General features: G+C 54.4%; 30 protein-coding genes. 14 read left to right on the top strand and 16 right to left on the bottom strand.

Going from position 1 to position 25832, the window contains the following annotated elements; translation table 11 throughout:
• Positions 1–90 precede the first annotated feature (90 nt).
• Complete coding sequence (locus BN1969_RS11100; RefSeq protein ID WP_050624342.1) at positions 91–366, bottom strand: metal-sensing transcriptional repressor; 276 nt, start codon at positions 364–366, stop codon at positions 91–93.
• Between the two features lie 182 nt (positions 367–548).
• Here BN1969_RS11100 and BN1969_RS11105 point away from each other — a divergent pair, with 182 nt between their 5' ends.
• The 6 genes from BN1969_RS11105 (at position 549) to BN1969_RS11130 (ending at position 6966) form a co-directional block, all read left to right on the top strand.
• Complete coding sequence (locus tag BN1969_RS11105) at positions 549–1178, top strand: TetR/AcrR family transcriptional regulator (RefSeq protein ID WP_336454708.1); 630 nt, start codon at positions 549–551, stop codon at positions 1176–1178.
• 78 nt (positions 1179–1256) lie between these two features.
• Positions 1257–2999 carry an ABC transporter ATP-binding protein gene (locus tag BN1969_RS11110; protein WP_050624344.1) on the top strand — a complete coding sequence of 581 codons (1743 nt, stop codon included), beginning with the start codon at positions 1257–1259 and terminating at the stop codon, positions 2997–2999.
• The gene (locus tag BN1969_RS11115; protein WP_050624345.1) at positions 2996–4726 is read left to right on the top strand and encodes an ABC transporter ATP-binding protein; all 1731 of its coding nucleotides are present in this window, start codon (positions 2996–2998) and stop codon (positions 4724–4726) included. The genes BN1969_RS11110 and BN1969_RS11115 overlap by 4 nt, the downstream gene beginning before the upstream one ends.
• A 307-nt stretch (positions 4727–5033) precedes the next feature.
• Complete coding sequence (locus tag BN1969_RS11120; protein ID WP_050624346.1) at positions 5034–5240, top strand: hypothetical protein; 207 nt, start codon at positions 5034–5036, stop codon at positions 5238–5240.
• A 133-nt stretch (positions 5241–5373) separates the two neighbouring features.
• On the top strand, positions 5374–5646 hold the full coding sequence (locus BN1969_RS11125) for an HU family DNA-binding protein (protein ID WP_050624347.1): 273 nt from the start codon (positions 5374–5376) through the stop codon (positions 5644–5646).
• Between the two features lie 309 nt (positions 5647–5955).
• Positions 5956–6966, top strand: coding sequence for a class I SAM-dependent methyltransferase (locus BN1969_RS11130; protein WP_050624348.1), 1011 nt, complete (start codon positions 5956–5958; stop codon positions 6964–6966).
• Positions 6967–7368: 402 nt separating this feature from the next.
• Here the strand turns inward: BN1969_RS11130 and BN1969_RS11135 are convergent, their stop codons facing one another.
• From BN1969_RS11135 to ahpC, 3 genes are all read right to left on the bottom strand, one after another.
• Positions 7369–7980, bottom strand: a complete 612-nt coding sequence (locus BN1969_RS11135) for a class I SAM-dependent methyltransferase (protein ID WP_050624349.1) — start codon at positions 7978–7980, stop codon at positions 7369–7371.
• A gap of 128 nt (positions 7981–8108) precedes the next feature.
• A complete protein-coding gene (locus tag BN1969_RS11140) occupies positions 8109–9728 on the bottom strand; it encodes an FAD-dependent oxidoreductase (RefSeq protein WP_050624350.1) in 1620 nt (539 codons plus the stop codon).
• Between the two features lie 3 nt (positions 9729–9731).
• On the bottom strand, positions 9732–10295 hold the full coding sequence (ahpC, locus tag BN1969_RS11145) for an alkyl hydroperoxide reductase subunit C (protein ID WP_050624351.1): 564 nt from the start codon (positions 10293–10295) through the stop codon (positions 9732–9734).
• 207 nt (positions 10296–10502) lie between these two features.
• Between ahpC and BN1969_RS11150 the strand changes: the two genes are divergently transcribed.
• The 3 genes from BN1969_RS11150 to BN1969_RS11160 are packed head-to-tail and all read left to right on the top strand — an operon-like array spanning position 10503 to position 14740.
• On the top strand, positions 10503–11120 hold the full coding sequence (locus BN1969_RS11150) for a TetR/AcrR family transcriptional regulator (RefSeq protein WP_050624352.1): 618 nt from the start codon (positions 10503–10505) through the stop codon (positions 11118–11120).
• A 58-nt stretch (positions 11121–11178) separates the two neighbouring features.
• The gene (locus tag BN1969_RS11155; RefSeq protein WP_050624353.1) at positions 11179–12972 is read left to right on the top strand and encodes an ABC transporter ATP-binding protein; all 1794 of its coding nucleotides are present in this window, start codon (positions 11179–11181) and stop codon (positions 12970–12972) included.
• 16 nt (positions 12973–12988) lie between these two features.
• The gene (locus BN1969_RS11160; RefSeq protein WP_050625468.1) at positions 12989–14740 is read left to right on the top strand and encodes an ABC transporter ATP-binding protein; all 1752 of its coding nucleotides are present in this window, start codon (positions 12989–12991) and stop codon (positions 14738–14740) included.
• A 272-nt stretch (positions 14741–15012) separates the two neighbouring features.
• Here the strand turns inward: BN1969_RS11160 and BN1969_RS11165 are convergent, their stop codons facing one another.
• The 11 genes from BN1969_RS11165 to BN1969_RS11215 form a co-directional block, all read right to left on the bottom strand.
• Positions 15013–15810, bottom strand: coding sequence for a methyltransferase (locus BN1969_RS11165; protein ID WP_050624354.1), 798 nt, complete (start codon positions 15808–15810; stop codon positions 15013–15015).
• Positions 15803–16207 (bottom strand): hypothetical protein, encoded by a 405-nt coding sequence (locus BN1969_RS11170; protein WP_050624355.1) that lies wholly within the window; start codon positions 16205–16207, stop codon positions 15803–15805. The genes BN1969_RS11165 and BN1969_RS11170 overlap by 8 nt, the downstream gene beginning before the upstream one ends.
• A complete protein-coding gene (locus BN1969_RS11175; protein ID WP_050624356.1) occupies positions 16204–16680 on the bottom strand; it encodes a hypothetical protein in 477 nt (158 codons plus the stop codon). Before BN1969_RS11175 ends, BN1969_RS11170 begins: the two co-directional genes overlap by 4 nt.
• A gap of 15 nt (positions 16681–16695) precedes the next feature.
• Positions 16696–17883: a hypothetical protein gene (locus BN1969_RS11180; RefSeq protein ID WP_050624357.1), complete on the bottom strand. Its 1188-nt coding sequence runs from the start codon at positions 17881–17883 to the stop codon at positions 16696–16698.
• Positions 17884–18078: 195 nt separating this feature from the next.
• Positions 18079–18396: a hypothetical protein gene (locus BN1969_RS11185; protein ID WP_050624358.1), complete on the bottom strand. Its 318-nt coding sequence runs from the start codon at positions 18394–18396 to the stop codon at positions 18079–18081.
• 56 nt (positions 18397–18452) lie between these two features.
• Positions 18453–18746, bottom strand: a complete 294-nt coding sequence (locus BN1969_RS11190) for a hypothetical protein (protein WP_147577069.1) — start codon at positions 18744–18746, stop codon at positions 18453–18455.
• 425 nt (positions 18747–19171) lie between these two features.
• Complete coding sequence (locus BN1969_RS11195; protein WP_050624360.1) at positions 19172–19825, bottom strand: hypothetical protein; 654 nt, start codon at positions 19823–19825, stop codon at positions 19172–19174.
• 20 nt (positions 19826–19845) lie between these two features.
• Entirely contained in the window at positions 19846–20346 is a 501-nt protein-coding gene (locus BN1969_RS11200) for a radical SAM protein (RefSeq protein WP_050624361.1), read from the bottom strand.
• Positions 20347–20348: 2 nt separating this feature from the next.
• A complete protein-coding gene (locus tag BN1969_RS11205; protein ID WP_050624362.1) occupies positions 20349–20579 on the bottom strand; it encodes a hypothetical protein in 231 nt (76 codons plus the stop codon).
• Positions 20580–20593: 14 nt separating this feature from the next.
• Entirely contained in the window at positions 20594–20839 is a 246-nt protein-coding gene (locus tag BN1969_RS11210; protein ID WP_050624363.1) for a hypothetical protein, read from the bottom strand.
• 548 nt (positions 20840–21387) lie between these two features.
• A complete protein-coding gene (locus BN1969_RS11215) occupies positions 21388–22233 on the bottom strand; it encodes a helix-turn-helix domain-containing protein (RefSeq protein ID WP_050624364.1) in 846 nt (281 codons plus the stop codon).
• Between the two features lie 294 nt (positions 22234–22527).
• On the opposite strand from BN1969_RS11215, the gene BN1969_RS11220 reads away from it, so the two are divergent.
• The 5 genes from BN1969_RS11220 to BN1969_RS11240 all read left to right on the top strand — a co-directional run bounded on the left by BN1969_RS11220 (position 22528) and on the right by BN1969_RS11240 (position 25363).
• Positions 22528–23076, top strand: coding sequence for a hypothetical protein (locus tag BN1969_RS11220; protein ID WP_050624365.1), 549 nt, complete (start codon positions 22528–22530; stop codon positions 23074–23076).
• Positions 23077–23081: 5 nt separating this feature from the next.
• Positions 23082–23651 (top strand): hypothetical protein, encoded by a 570-nt coding sequence (locus BN1969_RS11225; protein ID WP_050624366.1) that lies wholly within the window; start codon positions 23082–23084, stop codon positions 23649–23651.
• Between the two features lie 11 nt (positions 23652–23662).
• Complete coding sequence (locus BN1969_RS18265) at positions 23663–24145, top strand: hypothetical protein (protein WP_070103373.1); 483 nt, start codon at positions 23663–23665, stop codon at positions 24143–24145.
• 91 nt (positions 24146–24236) lie between these two features.
• On the top strand, positions 24237–24641 hold the full coding sequence (locus BN1969_RS11235) for a hypothetical protein (protein WP_050624367.1): 405 nt from the start codon (positions 24237–24239) through the stop codon (positions 24639–24641).
• 113 nt (positions 24642–24754) lie between these two features.
• On the top strand, positions 24755–25363 hold the full coding sequence (locus BN1969_RS11240; RefSeq protein ID WP_147577071.1) for a hypothetical protein: 609 nt from the start codon (positions 24755–24757) through the stop codon (positions 25361–25363).
• Positions 25364–25446: 83 nt separating this feature from the next.
• Here BN1969_RS11240 and BN1969_RS11245 read toward each other — a convergent pair whose 3' ends face one another.
• The gene (locus BN1969_RS11245) at positions 25447–25686 is read right to left on the bottom strand and encodes a hypothetical protein (RefSeq protein ID WP_050624369.1); all 240 of its coding nucleotides are present in this window, start codon (positions 25684–25686) and stop codon (positions 25447–25449) included.
• Between the last annotated feature and the right edge of the window lie 146 nt (positions 25687–25832).

Genomic DNA, 25832 nt, shown 5'->3' on the forward strand with positions numbered 1-25832 from the left:
CATAGGGGGTATGCGTATATAATACCCCTATGGGTATAACTTGTCAAGAAAAAAGCGGCCGTCCCCGGCCGCTTTCTCTATATCCAGATTTCATCCCATGTTGGAGAACCGTTCTACCGCTTTTGTAAAGTTCTCGATGGTTTTTTCGGCGTCTCCGTGTATCAGGCCATCCCGCACACAATGCTGAATATGGCCCTCCAAAACGATCTTCCCGCATCCGTGCAGCGCAGATTTGGCCGCGTTGATTTGGGCTAAAATATCCTCACACGGAATATCTTCGTCCACCATACGGTCAATCGCCTGTACCTGTCCGATGATTTTTTTCAATCTGCGGTGCAGGTTTTCCGCATCCATGCACTGCTTCATCCAGAACACCTCCATACCGTTAGGGGTATATGTAATTATAGCGCGCTGGTAATTTATCTGTCAATAGAGATTGCTCTTATAGTCTGGCAGAAGGTTTCTCAAGCAACTCCCCTCTTGACAAATAAAAATCACCGTGCTATATTCAAAACATCGTTATAAAACAGTGTTTTGAAAAGGGGGGAATGACAGTGGCAAAACAAAAGGCGGGTGTCTATGACAAGGTGCTGGAGTGCGCCAAGTCAGAGTTTTTGTCCAAGGGATTTCTGGACGCTTCTCTGCGCACCATAGCTCAGGCGGCAGATACCAGCACCGGCTCCATCTACACCCGGTTTGGAGACAAGGAGGGACTGTTCCGGGCCATCGCGGAGCCAGTGGTGGATCAGTTCAAGGCCATGTTCCGCAGGGTGCAGGAGGATTTTCACCAGCTCAGCGAGGAGGAGCAGCGTGCGGATATGGGACAGTACACCGCCCGCCACCAGGAGGAAATGCTGGACTACATCTACGACCACTTTGATGTGTTCTGTCTGCTGCTGGACGGGGCCCACGGCACCCGCTTTGCCTGTTTCCTGGATGAACTGGTGGACATCGAGGTGGAGTACACCTACAAGTACATGGAGGTCATCGGCTGTGAGAGCGTCAAGTCCGGTCTGGTGACGGAGGAGTTCATCCATATCATCGTCACCGCCTACTTCAACGGCATGTTTGAGGTGGTGCGGCACAACATGGACCGCGCCGCCGCCCACCGCTATATCAAGATGCTCAACTGCTACCACATGGCGGGATTTTCCACCGTGTTTGACCCTCAGCCCTGATAAGAGGCTGTGCCTTTGGGTGCAGCCCTCTCATTTGCGCAAAAGTTAGCAATTACTAACCAAAAGGAGGAATTTATCATGAAACAGAAAAGCCCCATGCTCCGTCTGTGGGAGCTGGGAGAGGGACAGCAGGGCGGCTTGAAGCGGGCGGTCCTGTCCGCTGTGGTGGGGGTACTGTTTGGGATGCTCCCCTACTTCGCCGCGGCGCAGATCATCCTGGGCCTGCTGAAAGGGGAGCAGAGCGCGCAATACTATCTGATATGGTGCGCTGTGGCGCTCGTGGGCTTTTTGCTCCGGGCCACCCTGTATTCCCTGGCCCTGTCCCAATCCCACAAGGCCACCTTTGCTATCCTGAAATCTATCCGGGAGAAAGTGCTGGAGAAACTGCCAAAGATGCCTCTGGGTACGATTCTGGACACCTCCAGCGGACAGATGAAACAGATCATCGTGGACCAGGTGGAGAGCATGGAGCGGCCTCTGGCCCATCTTCTGCCGGAGATGACCGCCAATGTGCTGGGGCCGGTGTGCATCCTGATCTATCTGTTCGTGCTGGACTGGCGGATGGCCCTTTTGAGTCTGGTGTCCATCCCGGTGGGCATGGCCTTCATGATGGCGGTCATGGCCGGCTACGGCAAGCAGTACGAGGGCTCGGTCAAGACAACCCAGGCCATGAACAGCGCCATTGTGGAGTACATTGGCGGCATTGAGGTCATCAAGGCGTTTAACCAGGGCAAGCAGTCCTATGCCCGCTTCTCCGACAGCGTGAAGGCCAACGCCTCCTACTTCTACCACTGGATGAAGAGCTGCCAGATGCCGGTCTCTTTGGCCCGTGCCATCTCGCCCACCACCATGATCACCATTCTGCCGGTGGGCTGGTTGCTTTATACCGGGGGGAGTTTGCCCATCGAGACCTTTATCACCACCATCGTCCTGTCCCTGGGCATTGCCGGGCCCCTGCTGGCCGCCATGGACTTTGTGGACAGTCTCGCCAAGGTAGGCACCATCGTGGGCTCGGTGGATGCCATTTTGAACGGAGCGGAGCAGGACCACGGGGAAACGCCGGCGGAGTTCCAGGGGCGGGACATCCAGCTCTCCCATGTGTCTTTCGGCTACCACGCGGACAAGGAAGTGCTCCACGATGTGTCCCTCACCATCCCCGCTGGGACCATGACCGCCTTTGTGGGGCCCTCCGGCTCCGGCAAGTCTACCATCGCCAAGCTGATCGCCGGCTTCTGGGATGTGACCTCCGGCTCCATTACTCTGGGCGGGCAGGACTTGAAGCGGGTCCCGCTGAAGCAGCTCTATGACCAGGTGGCCTTTGTCTCCCAGGACAACTACCTCTTTGACGAGAGCATTCGGGAGAACATCCGCATGGGCCGCCCGGCGGCCACCGACGCCGAGGTGGAGGCCGTGGCAAAAGCCGCCGGGTGTGACACCTTTATCCGCAGTCTGGAACACGGCTATGACACGGTGGTGGGCGGAGGCGGCACCCATCTGTCTGGCGGTGAGCGTCAGCGCATCGCCATCGCCCGGTCCATGCTCAAGGACGCGCCCATTGTGGTGCTGGACGAGGCGACCGCCTACATAGACCCCGAGAACGAGGCCGTGGTCCAGCAGGCCGTGGGCAGGCTGGTGGCGGGAAAGACCGTGCTGGTCATCGCCCACCGCCTCAGCACCATCACCGGCGCGGATCAGATCGTGGTAGTCAATGGCGGCCGCATCCAGGATGTGGGCACCCACGGGGAACTTTTGAAAAACTGCCCGCTGTATCAGGAGATGTGGCGGGCGCATATGGGCGCAAAGGAGGGAGAGCAGGCATGATCGGTGTTTTGAAAAAAATCTGGGACTTTGCCGGAGAGGAGCAGGGCAATATCCGAAAGTCCATGATTTTAGGTTTCTTTTACGCGGTGTTCCACATGTTCCAGATCGCGGCCATCTATGTGGTGGTGCTGGCCCTGGTGGGCGGCTCCACAGACTCCACCCCGGCCTGGCAGGCGCTGGGGCTTCTGCTGGCCAGCATTCTGGGCCGGGCCGTCCTCAACCGCTTCAGCCAGCTCCAGCAGACCCACGCCGGCTACTTCATGGTGGCGAACAAGCGCATCTCCATCGGCGACAAGCTCAAGCGGGTCCCCATGGGCTATTTCAACGACCAGAGCTTGGGAGAACTCACCGGCATCACCACCACCGTTCTGGACGAGGTGGAGAGTACCGGCCCCATGGTGCTGGTCAGCATTCTGGGCGGCCTGATCAACTCCGCCGTCATGCTGCTGTGCGTCCTGTTCTGGGACTGGCGGATCGGCCTGCTGGCCCTGGCGGGGATGCTGGTGTATCTGGCCCTACTTTCAGCGATGGAGAAGCAGTCCGCAAAAATCGCCCCCAAGCGCCAGCGGGACGAGGCCCGGCTGGTGGAGGCGGTGCTGGAGCAGCTCCAGGGCATGAGCGTCATCAAGTCCTTTAACCTGACGGGAAAGGGCGACAAGCGGGTGCGGCAGGCGCTGGAGGACAGCCGGGCGAACAATCTGGCGGTGGAGAAGCTGTTTACTCCCTATATCTGGGGCCAGGAGATGGTCCTCCACCTGTTCAGTGTTCTAATCCTGGCGGCGTCGGTGGGGCTGTGCCTGACGGGTACTATGACCCTCGCCAATGCGCTGATGGCGGTCATTGTCTCTTTCCTGATTTTCTCCCAGATCCAGTCCGCGGGCAGCGGTGTGTCCGCCCTGCGTCTGGTGGGCAGTTCCATTGACCACGCCAACCAGGTGGACGACATCCCGGAGATGGACCAGCGCGGCACGGCCATCCGCCCGGAGAGCCACGAGATTGTATTCGACCATGTGAACTTCTCCTATGGAAGCCGCCCTATCCTCAAGGATGTGTCACTGACCATCCCGGACCGGACCACCACCGCCATTGTGGGGCCTTCCGGCTCCGGAAAGACCACCCTCTGCAACCTGATTGCCCGGTTTTGGGATGTGGACGGCGGCCGTGTGACCATCGGCGGCCGGGATGTGCGGGAGTACACACTGGAATCCCTCATGGAGCAGGTGAGCATGGTGTTCCAGCGGGTGTACCTCTTTGCAGACACCGTGGAGAACAACATCAAGTTCGGCTGCCCGGGCGCTACCCATGAACAGGTGGTGGAGGCTGCGAAAAAGGCGTGCTGCCACGACTTTATCTCTGCCCTGCCGGATGGATATAATACGGTAATTGGCGAGGGAGGAGCCACGCTCTCCGGCGGAGAGAAGCAGCGTATCTCCATTGCCCGGTGCCTTTTGAAGGACGCGCCCATCGTCATCTTCGACGAGGCCACGGCCAATGTAGACCCCGAGAATGAGGACCAGCTCCAAAAGGCTATGGAAGCTCTGACGCGGGAGAAAACCGTGCTGATGATCGCCCACCGGCTCAAGACGGTTCGGGGTGCGGACCAGATTCTGGTGCTGGACCAGGGCCGCATCGTCCAAAAGGGTACCCACGACGAACTGATCCAGCAGGCGGGCATCTACCGGAATTTCGTCTCCGAGCGAACGAAGTCCAGCCGCTGGATACTTTGATTGAAAAAGACAACGCTGCGGTGTGGGTATTCTATTACCTGCGCCGCGGCTGTCTGATTACGGAATATTCAACTTTTTAGGATGCCAGAGCGATGGGGCCTTTTCAATGGCGAGTGCTATATGTTCCCTTCGAGGTCCGAGGCCCTTTGCGCTAATTTTGAGTGCCTGCATTGGAAACGCAAGGGAAAAAGCATCCAAACCGGCCCGCACAGTTGCATTTTCTGTGAGTTCTCTGTTATAATATCAGCAGGAAAACGGTTGGAGCGCGGCGTGGTTTGGCTCGGAATATCAAATTGGAGGTATTTCGATGCGTACAGAAGACTCCCTGGAGCAATCGCTCCGCCGTATACTGAAGGCGGCTGGCTACATGATGCGGAAATCCCATGCGCCCATCAGTGCGGACAACCTTGGCGGCTATATGATCGTGGATATGTCCAGGAATACGGTTGCGGCAGGCGGCCGCTTTGAGCTGACTTTGGAAGATGTCCGGGAGTGGGCACGGGATATGTGCTGACCGCGGTTGCGGCTGAGGGCGTTCCTCCCTCAGCCGTTATGCCTTGGGCTTCATCCCTGTGGTAAGCCGCCGATGCGGCTATCATGTAAAGAGTGCTTATCCAAATCAATAGAAAGAGAAAGGAATTTGCTTTATGAACAAGGGAGAACTGATTGCTGGTATGGCCGAGGAGAGCGGGGTTTCCAAAGCGGATGCAGAGAAAGTCTTGAACGCATTCCTATCCCAGGTCGAGAAAGCGTTGTGCGCGGGAGATAAGGTCCAGCTCACCGGCTTCGGCAGCTTTGAAGTGAAAGAGCGTGCTGAGCGTACGGGCCGGAATCCCAAAACCAACGAGCCCATTGTGATCCCAGCCGGAAAGATGCCAGTCTTTAAGGCTGGCAAGGTATTGAAGGACGCAATTAAATAAAAAGGCAGACGGCGCAACACATATCAACTGCATATAAGAACCTGATTCAAAAGTCACCCCTCTGAACACTCGCTCAAGAGGGGTGATTTATTTTGTGTCCCGAAGAAAGGTTTCAAAGCAGGTAAGGTAGACTAACTTGTAGCAGCGAGGCCGTTTCCTTGGATGAAAGCTGTACCGTACATTCCAATATTCCTATAATCTGGATGAACGAAGCACTCTATGCCTTTCCTTGACAGAAGCCGGTGGCTCCGGTATAATTAAATTGAGGTTAGCAATAACTAACCATATAAAAACAAAGGGGGTTTTTTAATGTTCACAATCAACAAGTCTGTAAGTGTTTGGGAACAGTTAGTCCAGCTTCCATTTTTAAATCTATATTCCAGATTGCTCAATGCGGCCATGGAGCTGGATGTATTTTCTCAACTTTGCCAGCCGGTTACTGCTGAAGCACTGGCAGTTCATATGGGATGGCATAAGGCAAATACAGAATACCTGCTCAGTGCATTGGTATCCATCGGCTTTTTAAACAAGACGGACGGCACTTACCAGAACACCGCGGAAGTTGACCGCTATCTGGTCAAAGGGAAAGATGAATATTTGGGAGGCTTTCTGCCCTTTTATATGCAGGAAGGCATGGCACCTATGGATGTGAAGCTGTTGGTCACAAAAGGCCCCCAGTCCCAGCAACAGGAAGCGATGGAGCAGCAGTTGGATTTTGCCTCTTTTGCACAGCGGATGCGACAGGCACAGGAAGGTTACCGGCAGCAGGAGTTGTTGCGGATTGTGCGTTCTCTGCCGGAAAATGACCAAATCAGGCGCGTGCTGGACCTAGGCGGTGCTACAGGACTTTTAGGGCTGGCAGTCATCGGTGATCGGCCGGATCGTACTGGCGTCCTATTTGACCGTTTTCCCCCGGCGGTGGTGGAAGAATCCATCTCCCTTATGGGACTCACTGACCGCACGGAAGTGATGTGCGGCAACTTTATGGCAGACAGAATTGGAGAGAGGTATGATTTAATCCTGGCCCTCAATGTGATGCTCTTTGCCAAAGGCCGTATGGAAGAACTGCTGAAAAAGTGCTATGACGCACTGAATCCCGGAGGGGTGCTGCTGGTTATCAGCGAGGCTATCCTGCCTGACCACACCGGCCCCTGGGATATGGTAATGGGGTATCTGCCGTATTACTTCCAGGGGATGGATATGGGCGTATTAAAAAACGAAGTATCAGATGCGGCCGTACGCGTGGGCTTTACAAAATGTGAAAAACGCACGGAATGCCTCTGCTCTGGCACACAGGACATTGACATTATTCGGAAATAAGGAGTGTATCTCATGCTCGAATCTTTAATAAATGCCAAAATCCAAGAGTCGACGGAAACAGAAAAAGTAGACCTTCTTCACTTGAATCCGGCAGATGCTGGTTGCTGCTGTGGAGGACATGCTGGACATCACTGTTGTGGGAAACACAGACACCATAATACAGAGCAACAGGAAAAGTCTGAATAGCACGCTTCAACTAAAGCGATTCTGCGGAAGAAAGTACTGCTAACGCAGCCGTTTGGTTCAGGTGTGGAACCACGGTGCGATAGACAATGATGCATAGACGCACCGGAAAAGGACTTGCTTTGTTGCCCTCCGATTTATCTCACTGAAGTCACAAAATGCAAGGGCGGGCCATCGGCGCTGTATGCCGATGGCCCGCTTTCGCCCCATTCTGGGCAGTTACTTCCTGCCGGCCACATAGCACACAGGCAGTACACGCCCCCCGAGCAGGGTGTGTTCCGTCACCCAAAAATCGTGGGAGGAAAGATAAGCAATGAATTCCCCGGCGTTCCAGGCGTGGTAGACACGAAAGCCGGTCCGCTCCATACCCCAGGTCCGCAGTCTGGCCAATTTTCCACCGGCGTGGACAAAGGTGGGGGCAAATAACCATCCTCCCGGCTTTAAGACTCTCCGAGCTTCCCGCAAAACCTTTTCCGGCTCCGGTAAGATATGCAGGGCATTGGCAATCACCACCGCGTCAAAGGTTTCCGAGGCATACGGCAGACAGGAGGCATCCCGCACTGAGAAATGAAGCCGGGAAGATCCGCTCCGCTTCTTGGCTTCCGCGATCATATTGGAAGAGGCATCGGTGGCCTCCCACAGCCGGACACACGGAGACAGGGGAAAGGACAGCTGGCCTGTGCCGCAGGCCAGTTCCAATACATTCATATCCCGTGTGAGATGCGGACGAATGTGATTGCAGATTTCTGTATATAACGGTGCAGAGCGCCGCATGAATTTGGTGTAATGTGCGGCCATTCCCTGCCAGAAGTCCAAGTCTGATTTCTTCATAGTGATACGCCTCTTTGCGGGTTAGTTATTGATAACTAAAGAATACTCCAAAAGTCTCTGTTCCACAAGCCCTTTTTGATGGAGAAAGCCGCGTTACAGACCAGACGGCCCGTAACGCGGCTTCCCTGCTATGCTAAAAGTTCCAACAACTGCCGGATATTTTTCTTGCCGAAAGATACCTGCTCCCCATCATTGATGACCAGGCAGGGAACGCTCATCACCTGATACTTCTCCCGCAGGTCTGGGAAGCGGTTCAGGTCATAGACCTGGGCGGTGATGTGCGGATTTTCCGCAGCGATCCGCTGGGCCGCCGTCACCAGCTCCGGGCACATGGTACAGGAGAGGGAGACCAGAAGCTCTAACTTGATGGGCTTCTGGATGGACTGGATTGCTGCTCTTGTATCTTCATCCAGAGCCTGTCCCGGCCCGGCGGCATTGTAGAGGCCCAGGACGAAGGAGGTGAACTCGTGGCCGCCGGGGACCCCATGGAAAGCGAGGCCCGTCCAGCTCCCATCCGGCCGGCAGACCCGGACACAGGGCAGGTGGCCGATTCCTTCTGTCGAACCTGTTTCCACTGTGAGCTTACTGCTCTGTGCCGCCAGCTCCTCCATATACTGCTTGAGTTCAGCCGAAAGAGGCGTTTCGTCCAGATACAGCCGCAGGATCAGAGGCGAGGACATCCGGGCAAACACCGTATGGAGCTGGGCCAGCATATCCCCCGTAAAAAGCGTGCTGCTTGTTTCGGTGGAAGCCGCCGTTTCTGCTGTCCGGCTCACCGGAGCATTGGGATGGATGCCAGTCTTTTCCTGCATGGCGGCGCACAGGCGTTCCAGCTCCGTGGCGGCAAGGGCGCCGTCTCCCACGGCGGTGACGACCTGACGCAGAGGCTTGACGCATACATCACCCGCGGCGTACAGGCCGTCCGCAGTTGTTTTTTGGCTCCGGTCTGTGAGGATATAGCCCTGGTCATTCAATTCAGCCAGGCCGCACACCAATTCTGTGGCCGGCTCATAGCCAGCAAAGACGAACACGCCGAAGGTTTCTCCGTCTGCCGCGTGGTGCTTGGTCACTTGACCGGTTTTGGTATTCCGGTACCGGAGATAGCGGAGAGAAGTGTCGCCGGAGACCTCCTCCACCTCTGTGTTGGTGAGGACGGTGATCTTCTCGTGGCTTCTGGCTGCGTCCGCTGTTGCCTGGGCGCAGGTGAAGTCGTCTCCCCGGATGAGGATGGTCACCTGGCGGGCGTACTTGGTCAGGAACACGCTCTCCTCCGCCGCGGCGAAGCCACCGCCCACCACAAAGACATCCTTCCCGGTGAAGAACTCGCCGTCGCAGGTGGCGCAGTAGGCCACGCCCCGGCCGCGGAACTGCTCCTCCCCCTGGAAGCCCACCATGCGGGGATGGGCGCCGGTTGCCAGGAGAATGCCGAAGCACTTCAAATCGCCCCGGCCGGTGCGGACGGTCTTTACATCGCCGGAGAGTTCCAGACCAGTGACCTCGGCCAGCAGAAATTCAGCGCCGAAGCCCTCCGCCTGCTTCCGCATGGTCTCGGTAAGCTCCGTCCCGCTGGTCCTGCCCACGCCGGGATAGTTCACCACTTCCGAGGTGATGGTGATCTGCCCGCCGAAGTGATTCTTCTCCACGACCACCACCCGGTAGCGGGCCCGGGCCAGGTAGAGGGCGGCGGTGAGTCCCGCTGGACCGCCGCCGATGACCACGACATCGTAGAAATTTGCCGTCTGCTCCATAGCTTAAAGCTGTCCCACTAGGTCCAGACTGGGCTTCAGGGTCTCGGCGCCGGGCTGCCACTTCGCCGGGCACACCTCGTCTCCGTGCTCCGCCACGAACTGGCAGGCCTGCACCTTCCGCAGCAGCTCGTCGGCGTTCCGTCCCACATTGCCGGCGTTGACCTCATAGGCCACGATTTTTCCCTCGGGGTTGACGATGAAGCTGCCCCGCTCCGCCACGCCGTCGGCTTCGATGTAGACCTCAAAATCCTTTGCCAGACAATGCGTGGGATCGGCCAGCATGGGATACTGGATCTTCTGGATACGCTCGGAGGCGTCATGCCACGCCTTATGGACAAAGTGGGTATCGCAGGAAACTGCGTAGATCTCACAGCCGGCCGCCTGGAACTCGGCGTACTTATTTGCCAGGTCCTCCAGCTCCGTGGGGCACACAAAGGTGAAGTCGGCGGGATAGAAGAAAAACACGCTCCACTTTCCCAGTACATCCGCCTTGGTAACGGCGTGAAAGGCGTTATTCTGGTAGCACTGGACAGAGAAATCGGCAATTTCTTTTTGAATCAGGGACATAGGAATACCTCCATTCATAATTTCACTGGTTAGCAATAACTAACTGCTTGAAATTATACAACTTTCAGAGAGATGCGTCAAGCGGCGCTTGAGATTTTCTGAAACAGGCCGCAGCCCTTGTCCATTTACATTTGTGTTGACAAGTTCAAGGTCGAAGAGTAAAATAGCATCGTTATATAACGATGTTATAGAGGGGGGAGGCAAAACATGGAGGAAAATTCCGCCACCACCCTGGAAAAGATCCAAGAGGCCGCTTTGGCGGAGTTCCTGAAGAAGGGCTTTTTGGGCGCCTCCCTGCGGCAGATCGTGAAAAATGCCGGTGTCACTACCGGGGCCTTTTACGGCTACTTCTCCAGCAAGGAGGCCCTGTTCACCGCCATCGTAGAGCCTCACGCTTCTATGCTCATGAGTCGTTTTATGGAGGCCCAGACCACCTTTGCCGAACTGCCTGAAGAGGAACAGCCTAAGCACATGGGTGTAGAGTCCAGAGACCATGTTGCTTGGATGGTGGGCTATATCTGCCAGCACCGGGAGCCAGTGAAGCTGCTCCTGTGCTGCGCGGAGGGGACCAGCTATGAGCACTTCGTCCACAACATGGTGGAAGTAGAGGTGGAGTATACCCTCCGGTACATGGGGGTACTACGCCGCATGGGACGGGACATCCCACAGATGAGCCGATCCCTGTGCCATATCATCGCCAGCGGGATGTTCAACGCCATCTTCGAGGTGGTCATCCACGATATGCCCTATGAACAGGCCCTGCGGGATGTGGAGCAGCTGCAGGCGTTTTATACGGCTGGTTGGTCAAAACTGATGGGGGAATGATCCCCTATCTTTTTGGAAATAGGTTAGTTTATGCTAACTTCGAGAAGGAGGTTTTTTCATGAAGCAGAAGAAAAAGAGTGATGTGGCCGTCCTGTTGGACTACGCAGGCAGCCACAAGGGCCTGACCTTTCTGGGCCTGGCCCTGTCGGCGGTGTCCATGCTGCTGAGCATGGCACCCTACATCTGCATCTGGCTGGCAGCCCGGGACCTGATCGCGGTGGCGCCGGACTGGACGAAGGCGCAGAGCGTCGCCCAATACGGCTGGCTGGCGTTCGCCTTTGCGGTGGCCGGCATCATCCTGTATTTTGCGGGATTGATGTGTACCCATCTGGCGGCCTTCCGCACGGCCGCCAACATCCGCAAGCAGGGTGTGGCCCATGTGATGAAGGCCCCGCTGGGCTTCTTCGACGCCAACGCCTCCGGCCTCATCCGCGGGCGGCTGGATGCGGCGGCGGCCGACACGGAGACCCTGCTGGCCCACAACCTGGCGGACATCGTGGGCACCATCACGTTGTTCACCGCCATGCTGGTGATGATGTTCATCTTTGACTGGCGGATGGGGGCGGCCTGCCTGCTGGCTGCGGTGATCTCCATTGTGGCCATGTTCTCCATGATGGGCGGCAAAAACGCCAAGATTCTGGCAGAGTATCAGGCGGCCCTGGACCGCATCAACAAAGCGGGCACCGAGTATGTCCGGGGTATCCCTGTAGTTAAGATCTTCCAGCAGACCGTCTACTCCTTCAAGGCGTTCCAGGAGGCTATTGAGGACTACAGCACCAAGGCCGAGCACTACCAGGCGGATATTTGCCGGACACCTCAATCCATCAACCTGACCTTCACTGAGGGGGCATTTGTGTTCCTGGTACCGGCGGCCCTGTTCCTGGCGCCCGGGGCCCTGGCCGGTGGCAACTTCGCGGGGTTTGTCACAAATTTCGCCTTTTACGCGGTGTTCTCCGCCATTATCTCCACAGCCCTTGCCAAGATCATGTTCGCTGCATCGGGTATGATGCTGGCCAGCGCCGCTTTGGGGCGCATTGATCAGGTCATGGGTGCTCCTGAACTAAAAAATCCGGACCATCCGCAAAAACCTCAGAACAGCCGTGTGGAGTTTGAGGATGTGAGCTTCACCTACGACGGCGCGGAGATGCCCGCCCTCTCCCATGTCTCCTTCACGGCGGAGCCGGGGCAGACCGTGGCCCTGGTGGGGCCCTCCGGCGGCGGCAAGACCACGGCCGCCAGCTTGATCCCCCGCTTCTGGGACGCCACCTCCGGCGTGGTGAAGGTGGGCGGCGTGGATGTGCGGCAGGTTGACCCCCATGTGCTCATGGACCAGATCGCCTTTGTGTTCCAGAACAGCCGCCTGTTCAAAGCCTCCGTCTTTGAAAATGTCCGGGCCGCCCGCCCCAACGCCACCCGGGAGCAGGTGCTCTCGGCGCTGCTGGCCGCCCAGTGTGGGGACATTCTGGAGAAGCTGCCCCAGGGCATGGACACCCTGATCGGCTCCGAGGGCACCTATCTCTCCGGCGGCGAGCAGCAGCGCATCGCCCTGGCCCGGGCCATTCTGAAGGACGCGCCCATCGTGGTCCTTGACGAGGCGACCGCCTTCGCGGACCCCGAGAACGAGGCGCTGATCCAAAAGGCGTTCTCCGAGCTGACCCGGGGCCGCACCGTTATCATGATCGCCCACCGCCTGTCCACCGTCGTGGGCGCGGACAAGATTCTGGTGTTGGAGGAGGGCCGTATCGTGGAGCAGGGCTCCCATCAGGAGCTGACCGCCGCCGGGGGCCTCTATGCCCGGATGTGGGCGGACTACAACCAGGCGGTCCAGTGGAAGATCACGAGTGAACAGTGAGAGAGGGGTGGAGAAGATGTTCGGCAAAAACTTTCAGCGCAAATACGCCCTCACCGACCAGGGCGTGAAAAACACCAAAAAGGGCGCTTTCTGGACGGTCATTGTCAATCTGGTCGTCATGGGCGGCATGGGCATCCTGTACCTGTTGATGTACGGCCTGATGGGAACCCTGACGGACGGAGCGCCGCTGCCCGGCCCGGCGCTCTTTCTTGGGCTGGTAATCGCATTCGTCATCCTGTCCTTCGTGACCCACCTGCAGCAGTACCAAGCCACTTACGGCCTTGTCTACAATGAGGTCAAGACCACCCGCCTCAATCTGGCGGAGCGGCTGCGCAAGCTGCCCTTGGGCTACTTCGGCAAGCGGGATCTGGCGGATCTCACCGAGACCCTCATGGGCGATGTGAATCGCATGGAGCACGTCTGGTCCCATGTGCTGGGATACCTGTACGGGGCCTACATCTCCACGTCGATCATCGCGGTGTGCCTGCTGGTGTACGATTGGCGGCTGGCCATAGCCTGCCTGTGGGGGGTGCCGGTGGCCTTCGGCCTGCTGTTCGGCACCCGGAAGATCTCCGCCCGGGCCTCGGAGCGGACGAAACAGGCCGCGGTCCATGTCTCCGACGGCATCCAGGAGGCGTTGGAAAATGTCCGGGAGATCCGCGCCACCAACCAGGAGGCGCGCTATCTGGCCGGGCTCAACCAGAAGATCGATGACCATGAGAAGGTCACCATTCAGGGCGAGCTGAGCACCGGCATCTTTGTCAACGCGGCCAGCGTCATCATGCGCCTGGGGGTAGCCACCACCATCCTGGTGGGGGCCAGCCTGATCCTCTCCGGGCAGATCGACTTTATGCTGCTGTTTTTGTTCCTGCTGGTCATCACCCGGGTGTACGCCCCCTTCGACCAGAGCCTGGCCCTCATTGCGGAGATGTTTGTATCCCAGGTGTCCGCCGACCGCATGAATGAGATCTATGATACGCCCATCGCCGAGGGAACGGAGCGTTTCCAGCCCAAGGGCCACGACATCGTGTTCGACCATGTGGGCTTCGCCTACGACAAGAAGAAGGTACTGGACGGTGTGAGCTTTACCGCCCGGGAGGGTGAAGTGACCGCTCTGGTGGGGCCCTCCGGATCCGGCAAGAGCACCTGCGCCCGGCTGGCCGCCCGACTGTGGGATGTTACGGAGGGCACCATCAGGGTAGGAGGCGTGGACATCTCCACCGTGGACCCGGAGGCGCTGCTGACCGACTACTCCATGGTGTTCCAGGATGTGGTGCTCTTTGACGATACCGTGATGGAGAACATCCGCCTGGGCAAGCGGGGCGCCACCGACGAAGAGGTGCGGGCCGCGGCGGAGGCCGCCAACTGCGGGGAGTTCATCCGCCGCCTGCCCCAGGGCTATGACACCCCCATCGGGGAGAACGGGGCGAAGCTCTCCGGCGGGGAGCGGCAGCGCATCTCCATCGCCCGGGCGCTTTTGAAAAACGCCCCCATCGTGCTGCTGGACGAGGCCACCGCCAGCCTGGATGTGGAGAACGAGACCAAGGTGCAGGGCGCCCTCTCCCGCCTGCTGGCCGGTAAGACGGTGTTGGTTATCGCCCACCGGATGCGAACCGTGGCCGGGGCGGACCACATCGTGGTGCTGGAAAACGGTCATGTAGCCGAGCAGGGAACTCCGGCGGAGCTGATGGAGCGCGGCGGCCTCTACCGCCGCATGGTGGAGCTCCAGAGCGAGAGTGCCCGGTGGAAGCTGAACAGCGAAGCATAAGAAAAAGTAAAATGGCGAAGTCCGGAAGTCTTTTGAACGACAGAGACTTCCGGACTTTTGACCGTAGAAAGAAATGTTAGAGAACTATTCTCCTTTAGTTACAGTGTGTTATAGAGATTGTAGGTGTTATTCCTGAGGACTCTATACTGTCCATTTGTTTCCCTTTCGGTCAATCAAACGAGGAGGAAAGAAACTCAAAAAACAGAAACAAAAAAGAGCCGGGGACATCGTTAACAAGGTCCCCGGCTCTTTCAGCAATCTTTGACAACAAATTAGGCAATTTCTATATTCAGCGGCATCATGGCCAACTGACCGGTACGCTTGGTAAAATCACAGCAGACGATTTCGCAGTGTGGGGATGTCCCATGCCAATCAGCCTGGTATTGTGATGTGTCGATCCCGACATTAAAATCCAGTTCAATACCTGTCTGTTGCTCAAATAGACGAGCGGGGCCTGTCTCCCGCCAGCGCACATTATTTGTGCCGCTGTAAACAAATGGCGCGCTTATCTGGGGGATGATAAAAACACCTGCGTCGGCAATCGAAGCAGCAGCCTCAATGACCATATACTCAAACTGACTGCTGCTGTAATTCCTACGGTATGGAGAGTGGATGCGCCCGAATGGTGGATTTGAGATGGCGCAGTCGAAATGCCCAAGACTACTGAGCAGAGCCGGGTCGAGGGCATCGCTGCGGATCCATGTTGCTTCTGGCAGAAGTTGCTTTCCAACATCTACATAATCTTGATTGATTTCAATGCATGTGATTTCCACACTGCACTGGTTATAACTATCGCAAGCATGTGCTGCCATATAACTGAGTATGCCGATACCAGCGCAGAGATCGATGAGTTTGACGTGGTCTTTGTAATTGAGCGGGATATGCAGCCTAAAGTCACGGGCCAGTCCGTACGGTGTAAAAAAGGCTCCTGCTGTACTATTGATATGGTTGGCGTCTTCGCGGTAGTGATCAAAAACAAAGCGTGTGTCGGCTTCGCTCAATTCCTTGCACTGCAGCAACTTCACTGCCTTCTCGTGAAGTTTGGCCTGGGCTTTTGTCAATTTAGCCATGTTCTGCATCCTCCTCAATAGCGGAATGGAGGTATTGGCGCAGCGTACCGACTGTTTTGTCGTTGAGCAGGACGGTGCCATTGTTGGGAAAACAGGCAGCCTGCTTCTCGGTCATATCTTCCAGTGCCTCCAGAAGCCCTTGTACTGTCTGCTTTGGTGCAAGTTTGCTGCGGACTGCATCCGCCTGTGCCGAAGGAATATAAACACTGGGCGCCAGGCTGTGCCGGTGGAGAGCCGATAAATTTACGACTGCATAGATTGGATGCGTCCCGCTGATCTGTACTCCGGGCATCGGATCCGTAGCCTCGATGGCCGCTCCAATCTCGTTCTTCAGAGCCGAAAGGAACTGCTGTGCCTGCTGCTCCAGAGCGAGGGCTTCCTTGATTTGTTTGTTCATGCCAAATCACCTCGGCCTGTGGAAATCGGCGCCTGGATCAACTCACCTGTATCTTTTCTGCAGAGTTGCGCCATGGCAGTATATTTCTGGTCCAGCAACATTCGCTCCGTCTGTCTGAACCGTTTAGCGGCCGCAGTTTGAGCAAAATAGAGATGAGCCTTATCCTCATCGCTCAGCAAAGAATAAGCAGCGTTCAGTTTGGCTATGAATTGCTGGTGGATTTGGGTGGCTTTCTTACTCCTCAGCGCAGAACGGTACCGGGCGATGCTTTTATGGTTGCCGACCAACTGTGCATACTCGCAAAGCATACGGATTACCTCGCGGTCCAGGCCGGGAAGCCCCTCCTTCCGATAGACCTCTGAGAGACTTTCGCAGTGCCAAAAGCGGTATGGCTGGTCATCATTATTGCTCTTGGAAGTCAGATAGACATTATTCTTTTGCACCGTTACGGATCGAATCAATTCTGTACCCATTATAGTATCTCCTATTCATCTATTTACGTAGCGGCGGATATACCACGGCAGGATTCGCTCGGCGGCGGCCAGAAACGCCGCATCAGTATATGGATCAAAGAGATCCTGCTCCTCGAAGATTGCTTTGCTGATGTGGTGGGCGGTCTGTCCACTTTGGTCATGGACGGATTCTGCCATCGGTGAACCGTGTGTTCGCGCCACACACCTCATAGCGTAAAGGGCCAATTCCTTATACCAGTCAAGAGGATAGGAGCGGAATAGATCACACTGGTCATCAAATGCGGAGGGATCATTCCGCAAAATCTCGCGTAGTCGGTAATATTCCTCTGCCGGATACAGTGTCTCGCTAGATAGCGCACATTGACAGTCCGGGAACAGATACACGGGTACCAGACCGGCTTGATTGCTCTGGGAGCCGATCAGATAGGCGTCATCGCCATCGGTGTGGACTGCCCTGGGCCAGTTGTGCTCCGCCTGCAACTGAGCCAACTCGGCGGTTTGAAAGGATTGACGGAGCGGACACTCCAAGCATGGTTTCTTACCTTGGCCAGTACAGGCTGGATAGGGGAGACCCGGTACGGGGGTGAAACAGGTGTAGTTTGTTTCAAAAATCCGGCCCCCAGTTGCCAATGGTGCTGCGTAAACAAACAGAATTTTGTCAGCATAGGGGCCCTCGCGGCCTTTGCGCAGATTGCGCACGATACCACTGTTCCCGTTCTCGCTGCGAAAAGAGTGGTAGGCCGCTTGTGCCTTTAAATTGGCCTTAATAAACTGTGTATAGGTTGCCGGCTCCTGGAAGATGTCCCGGATTTCAGGCCAGTCCATATCGCAGCTGTCCAGACAGCGGCCACGGGCGGCATATTCGCTTCTGTCTCCGTTATATTCTTCTGTGATGTATCGGCGGCCATCTTTACAGACAAAGATTACCCTGCGCCTTGTCATCCCTCTGACTCCTTCTTCATTCGCGGCGTGTCTGGCCGCGCAGATTATAAGTTCCTTTGTCGTATGCGGGAATTGGCTGATGGAATCAGCCAGATTCAACTGATAAGTCTCCGGGTAATGGAACAGCCCATACGAGATATTGGCCAGAATTTCTCCAGTCTGAAGATTAACTTGGCCGGAACAGTGTCCATACTCGCTGGCCATCCTCTCGGAGGTCCTGAACGAAAAAAACCTGTAAATAGGACGATTTATGGATTCCATCCGCAAGCGTCTCCTTTTCATGAGTTGAAGTGGGGCCTCTCTGAGCAGCACTGTGCCTGAGAAAATGGAAAAGCGGAGCATGAGTGGTGTAACCCTGTCCTCGTGCTCCGCTTTGTGCTGTTCAGTCCTGTGCCAGATTAAGATAAATGCTTGAATTTAGGCATTGAGTATAATCTTCCAGATCCAGCTTGTTGATTAACATGTGACTGGGTGCTTGAGATGTCCATCGGGAAACAAAATGCTCTGCAGATCACTGGAGGCCGTGAGTGGACCGACCGGCTGCGGATTATCTCCCAACTTGATTTCCATGACCGCCCCGTTCGCATAGTGCAGAAAAATCCGGTACCCCATGTCAAACAGTTCGGTGCGGAGAAAGGCGGTCTGATCTGTGTGGATATATGGCTGTTTGTATTTCAATAGACGGCCTGTAATATAATACCCGCTGCCAGTAACGTGTCCCTTTGGAGAACGTCTGGGGATATCCCAATAGTCTTCGTACCAGTGGTACTCCATAAACCAAATCCTTTCTGGAGAACGGACTGTGTGGACACAGACCATTCTTTCTCCGATTAAAAATTACTACATGTTTCCACGAGTTGTAGATCTCGGAAATACCGGCTTTGCTCATCTGCTTTAAGCGCATCCGTCCATTCATTACGGCTTTCATAACCAGCGGCCCTTGCGATGACCGCCTCCATAGAGCGCATATAATAGTCGCAGGGGGGAGGCAGGCTTCCGGAGTGCTTGCGGCGGATCACATCCATCTGATCCAGCATATGCAAGGCAAGCCCGCGCTCTAAAACCAGTTCGCCGGTAGTGGCGCCGGCTTTTCTGATAGGCTTTGAGGGATGATTCTCACTCATTGTTTGCCGCTCCATCAGCGTGTTTTTCCAAGCCTAGTCGCTTGATATAGGTATAGGGGCAGATTGGCCAATGGCCAATCCCGCACTGTAGGCAATTGGTCTGTACGCAGTGTTCCTCCATGCAGCTACGACACAATGAGGTACCCACATAGCCGGGGGAAGCGATAAAATCAGGCGGAGCCATATCCGCAGGTGATTTACGGATCAGCGGGCGTCCGCAACGCTCACAGTTCTGTTCAACCCACCGGACAGGTTCTGCCTTATCATACTCGATGGGCTCGCCACAGATGGAACAGAACTTCCATGGCACCGGGTTTGGGCATGTTTCAGGGCCATTCGGCGGTGGTAACGCATGGCCGCAGGTCCCACACCAGTATTTAGGCGCAACATTGGGCCGCTCCTGTGTAATTTTAGGGATCATTCTCTTACTCCTCCTTGTTCTTGTTTATTCCGCTTTGATCGGGCAGCGCCGCAGACAAATCCTCGGCCTGCCAGTCATACAGCAACAGGTCACGGCTGTCGCTTCCCGAGGGTAGGGAGGCAGGCCGAAAGCGGTAATTTGTAAATACAAAGCCAGTAGGAATGTGCGTATATTGGATTGCAAGGATATGGAACTCAACACCCATCCAACTGGCGGCGCCTACGATCTGCTCGGTCACATGCCTGAAATCCAGATTGAAGACCCAATTTTCCCAGTAACGGTGCGGATCAGCATACGCCTCACCGCCCGGCAGGGACAGCAGTTTCGCTTTCATTTCCTCATAGCTCCGCAGTTTCGGCTGCTGTCCTGCAAATGAGTTTGCAAGAGACTTTTCAAACTCATTGAAAGGGACAAATGGCCTTTTTCCCTCAAAGTCTCCGTTGCCGTCCAAGGCGATGACCCGACCTCCGGCAACAACCTCAATGATCACATCCCGCTGGATACGGCGGTCATTTGCATAATAGTCCGGTGTTGAGGTGTACCACACTCCGCTTGCAGTGTCACGATTGTAGTAGTAATGGGGAATATCTACTGACTTGAAGACATCCTTGCAGAAGCCCGAATCCTCGAAAAAATAGGTGACTTGAATTTTCTTCATTGGGTATCCCCCCATCTTGGCTACGGATTTTTTGACGGCTGGTACCGCATCAGCACCTCCCCCTCTGGCAGCGGGCAGTTGGGAATCCACCTCATGTGGTCCTTCACCTGCCATTCCGGACGGCAAATGACAGTTCCGACTTCATCAAATACATTCAACCGAAGCGATTTCCCTGTAAGGTTCTGGGCAGTCCGGTCAAAGGACTGGAATACCGGGATATCCTCCGGTGTGTGAAGCGTCACCGTCACGCCGTCCAACAGTGGCATCAGCATGTCCAGTTGTTCCGGCATAGCCGTATAAAGGTAGATAGGCACATTGGTCTGCCTCCGGATTGCTGCGATGGCCTCCCGAATAATCTCCGGATACAGCATAGGTTCACCGCCTGTGAGCATGATGAGACGGTATGGTGTGTAGTCCTGACAGAGCGGGAGAGCTTGGAGGTCCCAATCCCGGTTGCAGCAGCCGGGACAGTTTCGATTGCAGTCATCCAAAAGGAGCAGACGCAGTTTATCCTTGGTCACGGTTATTCCACCTCCTTGTCCTTATCAGCGTATGCCAGACAGACCTTGACATCTGTTTCGCTGAAATGGAATACCTCAATCAGTTCTTCTTCGGTAAAACCAAGGTCTGACAGGGTCTCGATCACCTCGCGGACATGGCCGCCAGCGTCATTGACCATATGATCGATAATATAGTTGGTCAAATCCAATAGGCGTTCCATCGTAATGGCGATGGGTTGGTTTTTGTCGAGCATTTCCAGCACCTCTTTCAAAACTCAATGAGGTCATAACCGCTTTGCGCAGCGGCAGAACCTAAAATATTGTGGATAGCAAGTTCCACAATGGAATCTGTGTCGGGGTCATCCAGAATTTGCTTGAGCCTGGTCAGCTCCACCCGGAGGGCGCGCTTTTGCTCCGGTGTGAGGGGGCACTCCAACTGGATCATCACATCAGCAAAGTCGCCGTCGCCATTGACATTCACTTCTCGAATCAGCAGCAGATTTGCGCGGGTCATCCATAGCACCTCGTTTCTTTTGTGAATTTTCAGATGAAAACTTCTTCTTATGTGTTTTTATCCGCTCCTCTCTTCGCATTTATGGGATTATATATAAAAAGGCACACGGGCATAGAGCCTCGTGTGCCTTGTGGACGGAACCGCCCAAGTTAGAATTGTTCCCCCAATGGGCCGGAAAACAAAAAAACTCCCAAAGGCATAAACCTCTGGGAGTTTTTAAACACGGTTACTTTGTTTGCTTTGGGCAAACAGCGGATACTATTTATCTGCATTATACAGGGATGGATCAGAAATTGCAAGAGGGAAAGTATCGCATTGGATGTCATGGCGCGGGAAAACTATTGCTATTTGTCCATACACACGGTATAATAGTTTCAATCAGTCTCAGAAATTGCTTTGAGCAGTTTACAGTAAACAGTGTTGCACGGTGTCTGAAAGCCTGTTGGCTTTTGGGCACTTTTTGTTTTTCAGACATGCAGCGCAGATACAAAGGAGTGGCGGGTACCAAACTGGCATCTGTGTTGCTCCGTCATAGTCCTAACTGCGTCTCAGACAGGACTGCTGTCTGGCTTCGCCGGGCGGAAGAGTTCTACATCAGCAATCTCGACCCCACAAAGTTCGCCTACGACAGTCTCCTGGAAAGCGGCTTCAAGCGTTGCGTGTTCATCGACCATATACTCCACCGCTGTTAAGGCATAGTCAAAAAACGGAATACAGATCCGGTGGATATACTCGGAAAAAGCCTCGCCCTCACTGATTTCCTCATAGCCCTCGATGGTCTCACACATATACCGCTGAAAATCAGCGGCGAGTTTGACTGACGAAGTTTCACCGACGAATAGATCGAGGAAAATATACCCGAAAATAATGAAGTACCAAAAATATACCGGGTGTTCTCTGGTGATAAGAGAGCGGAAGTCTGCTTCCAAGGCGCCGCGTTGAGTGGCCTTCTGGGCCTGCTCAAGCAAATCCAAAACATTAAACAGTGCATCTGGATAGTTGGTCACAAGCTGCCATCTTCTATACAGTTCCGGGTTTACTGTCTCAATTTGATTAAAATACTCTACAAAGTATCCCATGATATCTTCACCGATATCATACGCCAGAAATTCCTCTGCGTTGAACGTATAGGAGTCCCATCTATGCATGGCCGCTTCCCGGACAAATTTATTGTATATTCGGATAAATCGCTCCTTGTCGCTCTCTTGCAGGGAGTAGGCAGAACAACCCAGTGCATCAGCCAGAGCAGGAAGGTTTTTTTCCAATGGCTCCCGCGCTCCTAACTCATATTTTTGATAATTGCTGACGGCCATCCCCAGTTTGTTCGCCATCTGAGCCTGGGTCTGCCCACTGCGCTGCCGATAGTATTTGATTCGGTCCATCATTCGGTCCATGACTATGCACTCCCAACATACAAAATTGTATGCATAATATAACACATACTTTTTTGTATGTCAACAAAAAGATAAAGAACATCCGAATATGTTTTCAAAGCGGTTCTGATGCTGCTCTGTTTCCTGATGCCGGCCCGGGATTAGCCTGGGCCACTGTACAAGAAATAGATCGGTTTATCGGCCGCTTTTTTATATAGATCCCCGCTGTCATTGTGGCCGGGGCGTCCCTGTTCTACGGTGCGCCCTGCGGCACACCGATTATATATAGATCACATCAAAAAAGGAGATATGAGAATGCCTTATAATGTTGAACTTTGCTACGGATATTTTGAAGGCGAATGTGGTATTTATCACGCATTTAGGCTTGTAGCCCCGGAGAAAGATTTTCCCGACGATGTGGAGAAATCTCTTGCGGAAAGCCTTGAGACCAAAGCAGACAATCCGAATTTCATATGGGACTGTATGCACCTCAATTTGCCGGATGCTGTTGTGGAACGCATCAAAGCGGATGGTGTACGGGAGTATCTTACCGCTCAGAAAGGTGAACCTCGGGACATACAGCGGTCTGTGGACCAGCAAAACGATCATGCGAGAGGAACTTACCAGACGAAGTATATCAGGGTGTTGGGCCATGCAGAAGTTACAGTTTCAGTCCGGATCAAAGTCAGAGATGATGAAACACTTAGCGAGCAGGATATATATGCCAGGGCTGGAAAGAAATTTGGAGGCATCATGGCCTTCGTCGGCAATGGCGGCATGGATAAACTCATCGGTGTTGAGGGCGAAGGGGAGACAATTTCAGCCGATGAGGCGCCGGTGTTCGACGACTATATGGAGGAGTGAACAGTATGAAAGAGAATAAACAGGTGAATCCCGCTGTTTCCAGCTGCACTACAGAGATTGTTCAAAAGGATGGACTTGCCAAGATTTCCCGCAGTCCTGGTATTGCTGTACACAACTATATTGTGGGCGGCGGTTGGCGAGGATCTTCTAACGAGTTGGACACCGTTGTCATGCAGGAAGCCGAGTTCCTGCGGGACCACTATCACATCAATGTTACCATCCGGTTTAATTCGAATCGGTTGAGCGGCGGGGCATGGCTGATCGACTCCAAGAAGGACGGCATCGGCAGCAACAGCAGTATCGGCTTGGGTGCCAGCCTTGTGAACAGCAGACTGCGTGCAATTTTATTGGAAGAGAAGATGAAGATGTCCAGCGAGGAATTCCGGCGACTGTGTCGCGAAACGGATTCCATGATGTTCTCCACGCACATCGACCTCAAGAAAGCAGAGCACTGTGTACCCGCAGATAGTAAATATATTCTTCTGGATTCAGAGCACCGGGATTTTACATCTTTAGATGAGGCAATCTGCTATCTCAAAACCCATGCTTTCGGGTTAAAACAGGAAAGGATTTGAGGGGAAAGAACATGAATGAAGTCAAAAGACAGGCGATTGGGACAATGGACGAACTGCATCAGACCATCCCGTACTGTAGTTACTGTGCGGTGATGGATGGGCTGCAGGAGATAGAGACTCTGCGCGACCGGGATGAGGAACTGGAGAAACTCTGGGCTGAGTTTGGAGATGTGCCGATGAACCCGGAGACCGAATGTATCGAGGCCCCGTTCATGGGGTGGGGGGTCGGTATTCACCGGGAGGAAATATGGAGTTGGTTTGATCAGCGGTATAGCAAGGGCATTGCCTACCTGCTGTACGGAGGTGCCGAGGATTATGTACCGGAGACAAAGCGGCTCTATGGATTAAGAAAGCGCTGCTTTGAGTGCGAATCTCGGTCTTGCCAGTTCAATCATGACGGAGAATGCAGGTTCGTTCTGGTTCATGAACGGGAGCCGCAGATTACGGAAGCGGACGGATGCATTGATTACGACTATTCAGAAGGGAATACGTGACGATAGATAGAGATACTGGTGAACACTGGTCTGATGCTATGTGTGAGGCCGGATGCGCACAGGCTATATCTGGAACAAATTTGGAGGAGACATGAAACAATTCGATTTATTTGAGTGCCAGAAAGAATTGGATATCCAAGCAAAGCAGGAACAAATGTTTCAAAAATGGAGACTGCTTCCACCAGAACGTCTGATTCTGGCGGGAACTCCGGACAGACGCCGACTTGGTGCAGAACTGGCAGATGGATACTGCATGGTTTGGGAACAGGCCCTTCATCGTTGCCAAGGACTCCCGCCCAATCGGGAGATTTGGCTAAACCACATAGAGAAGCCTGAGCATTGGGTCATGAATTGGAATGATGATCCATGTGGAGAGCATATTGAAATCTGCCCATTTTGCCACGCCAACCTCGCATGTGGGGAGGGCGATGCGGTCCTAATTAAAGCCGATGATGGTTGGTGGCGCATCCTGGGCTTCATGGAAGCAGGGGGATGAGCAACAGGAGTAGGAAGTTGATTTTCCATACAAAAGGAGTCCCTGGGCTACAAGCCCGCATCACACAACTGATAGGATTCCCTATAATAAATCAGCAGGGAAGGAATGTGAATATGAATTTTTCAGAAATCAGACACGATTATATTTGGGGTCCCGCAGTGGAAAACGGCGCAAATGGTGACCATGACCTGCTTGCCGCCGTTTCCATCGATGCTTGGAAGAGCGCAGATGACAATGAAGAGGGTGAGGTCCTCGCCAATGTGCTTCTGACAGCGCATGGCGACATGATTGTAGACTTTCACGATAATGGGGTCAGGATGCATCAACCGGTTCTGGATCACATCCGGGCAGCAGAAGAAACCCTGAAGCAGATCTGGCAGGAAAAGGTTTGCCAGTACAGCGGGAAAATAGTCTGTGCCACGGTACTGACCATTCCGCGCAGTGTGATGGATCAGATCAATGACTACCTGAACGCTGATACAGAGGATGCCTATCAGGGGGAGGACAACACCATCACCTATACAGCCCGTTTCCCCGATGGGAAAGAAATGGATGTGAAGTGCTGCGGCTGCCGAGACGAATCCTCATGGACGGAGGCGGTTCTCTTCGATAAAAACGGTGCTGAATTGTGTTGCAGTGAACCTGCCGATGAGTATGATGGAACATGGATTCTGGAGGATGAGGGGGTGGAATACATCGTCTACATCGCAGTTGAGAAATAAGGGCAACTAAAGTTATTCAGAAAAGCAGACAAGGCGGGTATCTGTACAGATACCCGCCCTGTTGCTCTCCCGGAATAGATGCGTTAATTCTCGCTTGTATCCTGTCTGCTTCGGCGTTTCTGATGCTGGAGCGTCTTTTTTTGCTGCTTGGCGTCCATCTCGTGGAGCCATACACTGATCGGGGCTTTCCAAGGCTCGCTTTTGCTGGGGATATTTTTGATCAGACTCCGGGGATTCAGCCCCAGCCGCTTAGCTAAGGCGATATCCGCATCGTTCAACCGGCACTTTTTCTTGGCATTCTGCCACATCTGCTCACTGTACATTGCCACACGCCCCCCTGATATACAGTATTTTGTAATCAGTAGTAATACAAAAAGGATAGATTATTGCGCGCCCCATTCGACAGGCATCCCACTCGGCTGTATTGTACTCTGCGTCAGAGTTTATCAGCAGACAGGTGAAAGCTGGA

The organism is Clostridium phoceensis (assembly GCF_001244495.1).
Taxonomy (GTDB): Bacteria; Bacillota; Clostridia; order Oscillospirales; family Oscillospiraceae; genus Lawsonibacter; species Lawsonibacter asaccharolyticus.

Bases quoted from the DNA above. Each gene is read 5' to 3' on its own strand.
- BN1969_RS11185 (WP_050624358.1), bottom strand. From the start codon at position 18,396: ATGGAGTACCACTGGTACGAAGACTATTGGGATATCCCCAGACGTTCT.
- BN1969_RS11190 (WP_147577069.1), bottom strand. From the start codon at position 18,746: ATGAGTGAGAATCATCCCTCAAAGCCTATCAGAAAAGCCGGCGCCACT.
- BN1969_RS11120 (WP_050624346.1), top strand. From the start codon at position 5,034: ATGCGTACAGAAGACTCCCTGGAGCAATCGCTCCGCCGTATACTGAAG.
- BN1969_RS18265 (WP_070103373.1), top strand. From the start codon at position 23,663: ATGAATGAAGTCAAAAGACAGGCGATTGGGACAATGGACGAACTGCAT.
- BN1969_RS11210 (WP_050624363.1), bottom strand. From the start codon at position 20,839: ATGACCCGCGCAAATCTGCTGCTGATTCGAGAAGTGAATGTCAATGGC.
- BN1969_RS11175 (WP_050624356.1), bottom strand. From the start codon at position 16,680: ATGGGTACAGAATTGATTCGATCCGTAACGGTGCAAAAGAATAATGTC.
- BN1969_RS11155 (WP_050624353.1), top strand. From the start codon at position 11,179: ATGAAGCAGAAGAAAAAGAGTGATGTGGCCGTCCTGTTGGACTACGCA.
- BN1969_RS11125 (WP_050624347.1), top strand. From the start codon at position 5,374: ATGAACAAGGGAGAACTGATTGCTGGTATGGCCGAGGAGAGCGGGGTT.
- BN1969_RS11240 (WP_147577071.1), top strand. From the start codon at position 24,755: ATGAATTTTTCAGAAATCAGACACGATTATATTTGGGGTCCCGCAGTG.
- BN1969_RS11245 (WP_050624369.1), bottom strand. From the start codon at position 25,686: ATGTACAGTGAGCAGATGTGGCAGAATGCCAAGAAAAAGTGCCGGTTG.
- BN1969_RS11105 (WP_336454708.1), top strand. From the start codon at position 549: ATGACAGTGGCAAAACAAAAGGCGGGTGTCTATGACAAGGTGCTGGAG.
- BN1969_RS11235 (WP_050624367.1), top strand. From the start codon at position 24,237: ATGAAACAATTCGATTTATTTGAGTGCCAGAAAGAATTGGATATCCAA.
- BN1969_RS11220 (WP_050624365.1), top strand. From the start codon at position 22,528: ATGCCTTATAATGTTGAACTTTGCTACGGATATTTTGAAGGCGAATGT.
- BN1969_RS11165 (WP_050624354.1), bottom strand. From the start codon at position 15,810: ATGGCTAAATTGACAAAAGCCCAGGCCAAACTTCACGAGAAGGCAGTG.
- BN1969_RS11130 (WP_050624348.1), top strand. From the start codon at position 5,956: ATGTTCACAATCAACAAGTCTGTAAGTGTTTGGGAACAGTTAGTCCAG.
- BN1969_RS11180 (WP_050624357.1), bottom strand. From the start codon at position 17,883: ATGGAATCCATAAATCGTCCTATTTACAGGTTTTTTTCGTTCAGGACC.
- BN1969_RS11140 (WP_050624350.1), bottom strand. From the start codon at position 9,728: ATGGAGCAGACGGCAAATTTCTACGATGTCGTGGTCATCGGCGGCGGT.
- BN1969_RS11160 (WP_050625468.1), top strand. From the start codon at position 12,989: ATGTTCGGCAAAAACTTTCAGCGCAAATACGCCCTCACCGACCAGGGC.
- ahpC (WP_050624351.1), bottom strand. From the start codon at position 10,295: ATGTCCCTGATTCAAAAAGAAATTGCCGATTTCTCTGTCCAGTGCTAC.
- BN1969_RS11195 (WP_050624360.1), bottom strand. From the start codon at position 19,825: ATGAAGAAAATTCAAGTCACCTATTTTTTCGAGGATTCGGGCTTCTGC.
- BN1969_RS11135 (WP_050624349.1), bottom strand. From the start codon at position 7,980: ATGAAGAAATCAGACTTGGACTTCTGGCAGGGAATGGCCGCACATTAC.
- BN1969_RS11225 (WP_050624366.1), top strand. From the start codon at position 23,082: ATGAAAGAGAATAAACAGGTGAATCCCGCTGTTTCCAGCTGCACTACA.
- BN1969_RS11205 (WP_050624362.1), bottom strand. From the start codon at position 20,579: ATGCTCGACAAAAACCAACCCATCGCCATTACGATGGAACGCCTATTG.
- BN1969_RS11115 (WP_050624345.1), top strand. From the start codon at position 2,996: ATGATCGGTGTTTTGAAAAAAATCTGGGACTTTGCCGGAGAGGAGCAG.
- BN1969_RS11170 (WP_050624355.1), bottom strand. From the start codon at position 16,207: ATGAACAAACAAATCAAGGAAGCCCTCGCTCTGGAGCAGCAGGCACAG.
- BN1969_RS11100 (WP_050624342.1), bottom strand. From the start codon at position 366: ATGAAGCAGTGCATGGATGCGGAAAACCTGCACCGCAGATTGAAAAAA.
- BN1969_RS11110 (WP_050624344.1), top strand. From the start codon at position 1,257: ATGAAACAGAAAAGCCCCATGCTCCGTCTGTGGGAGCTGGGAGAGGGA.
- BN1969_RS11215 (WP_050624364.1), bottom strand. From the start codon at position 22,233: ATGGACCGAATGATGGACCGAATCAAATACTATCGGCAGCGCAGTGGG.
- BN1969_RS11150 (WP_050624352.1), top strand. From the start codon at position 10,503: ATGGAGGAAAATTCCGCCACCACCCTGGAAAAGATCCAAGAGGCCGCT.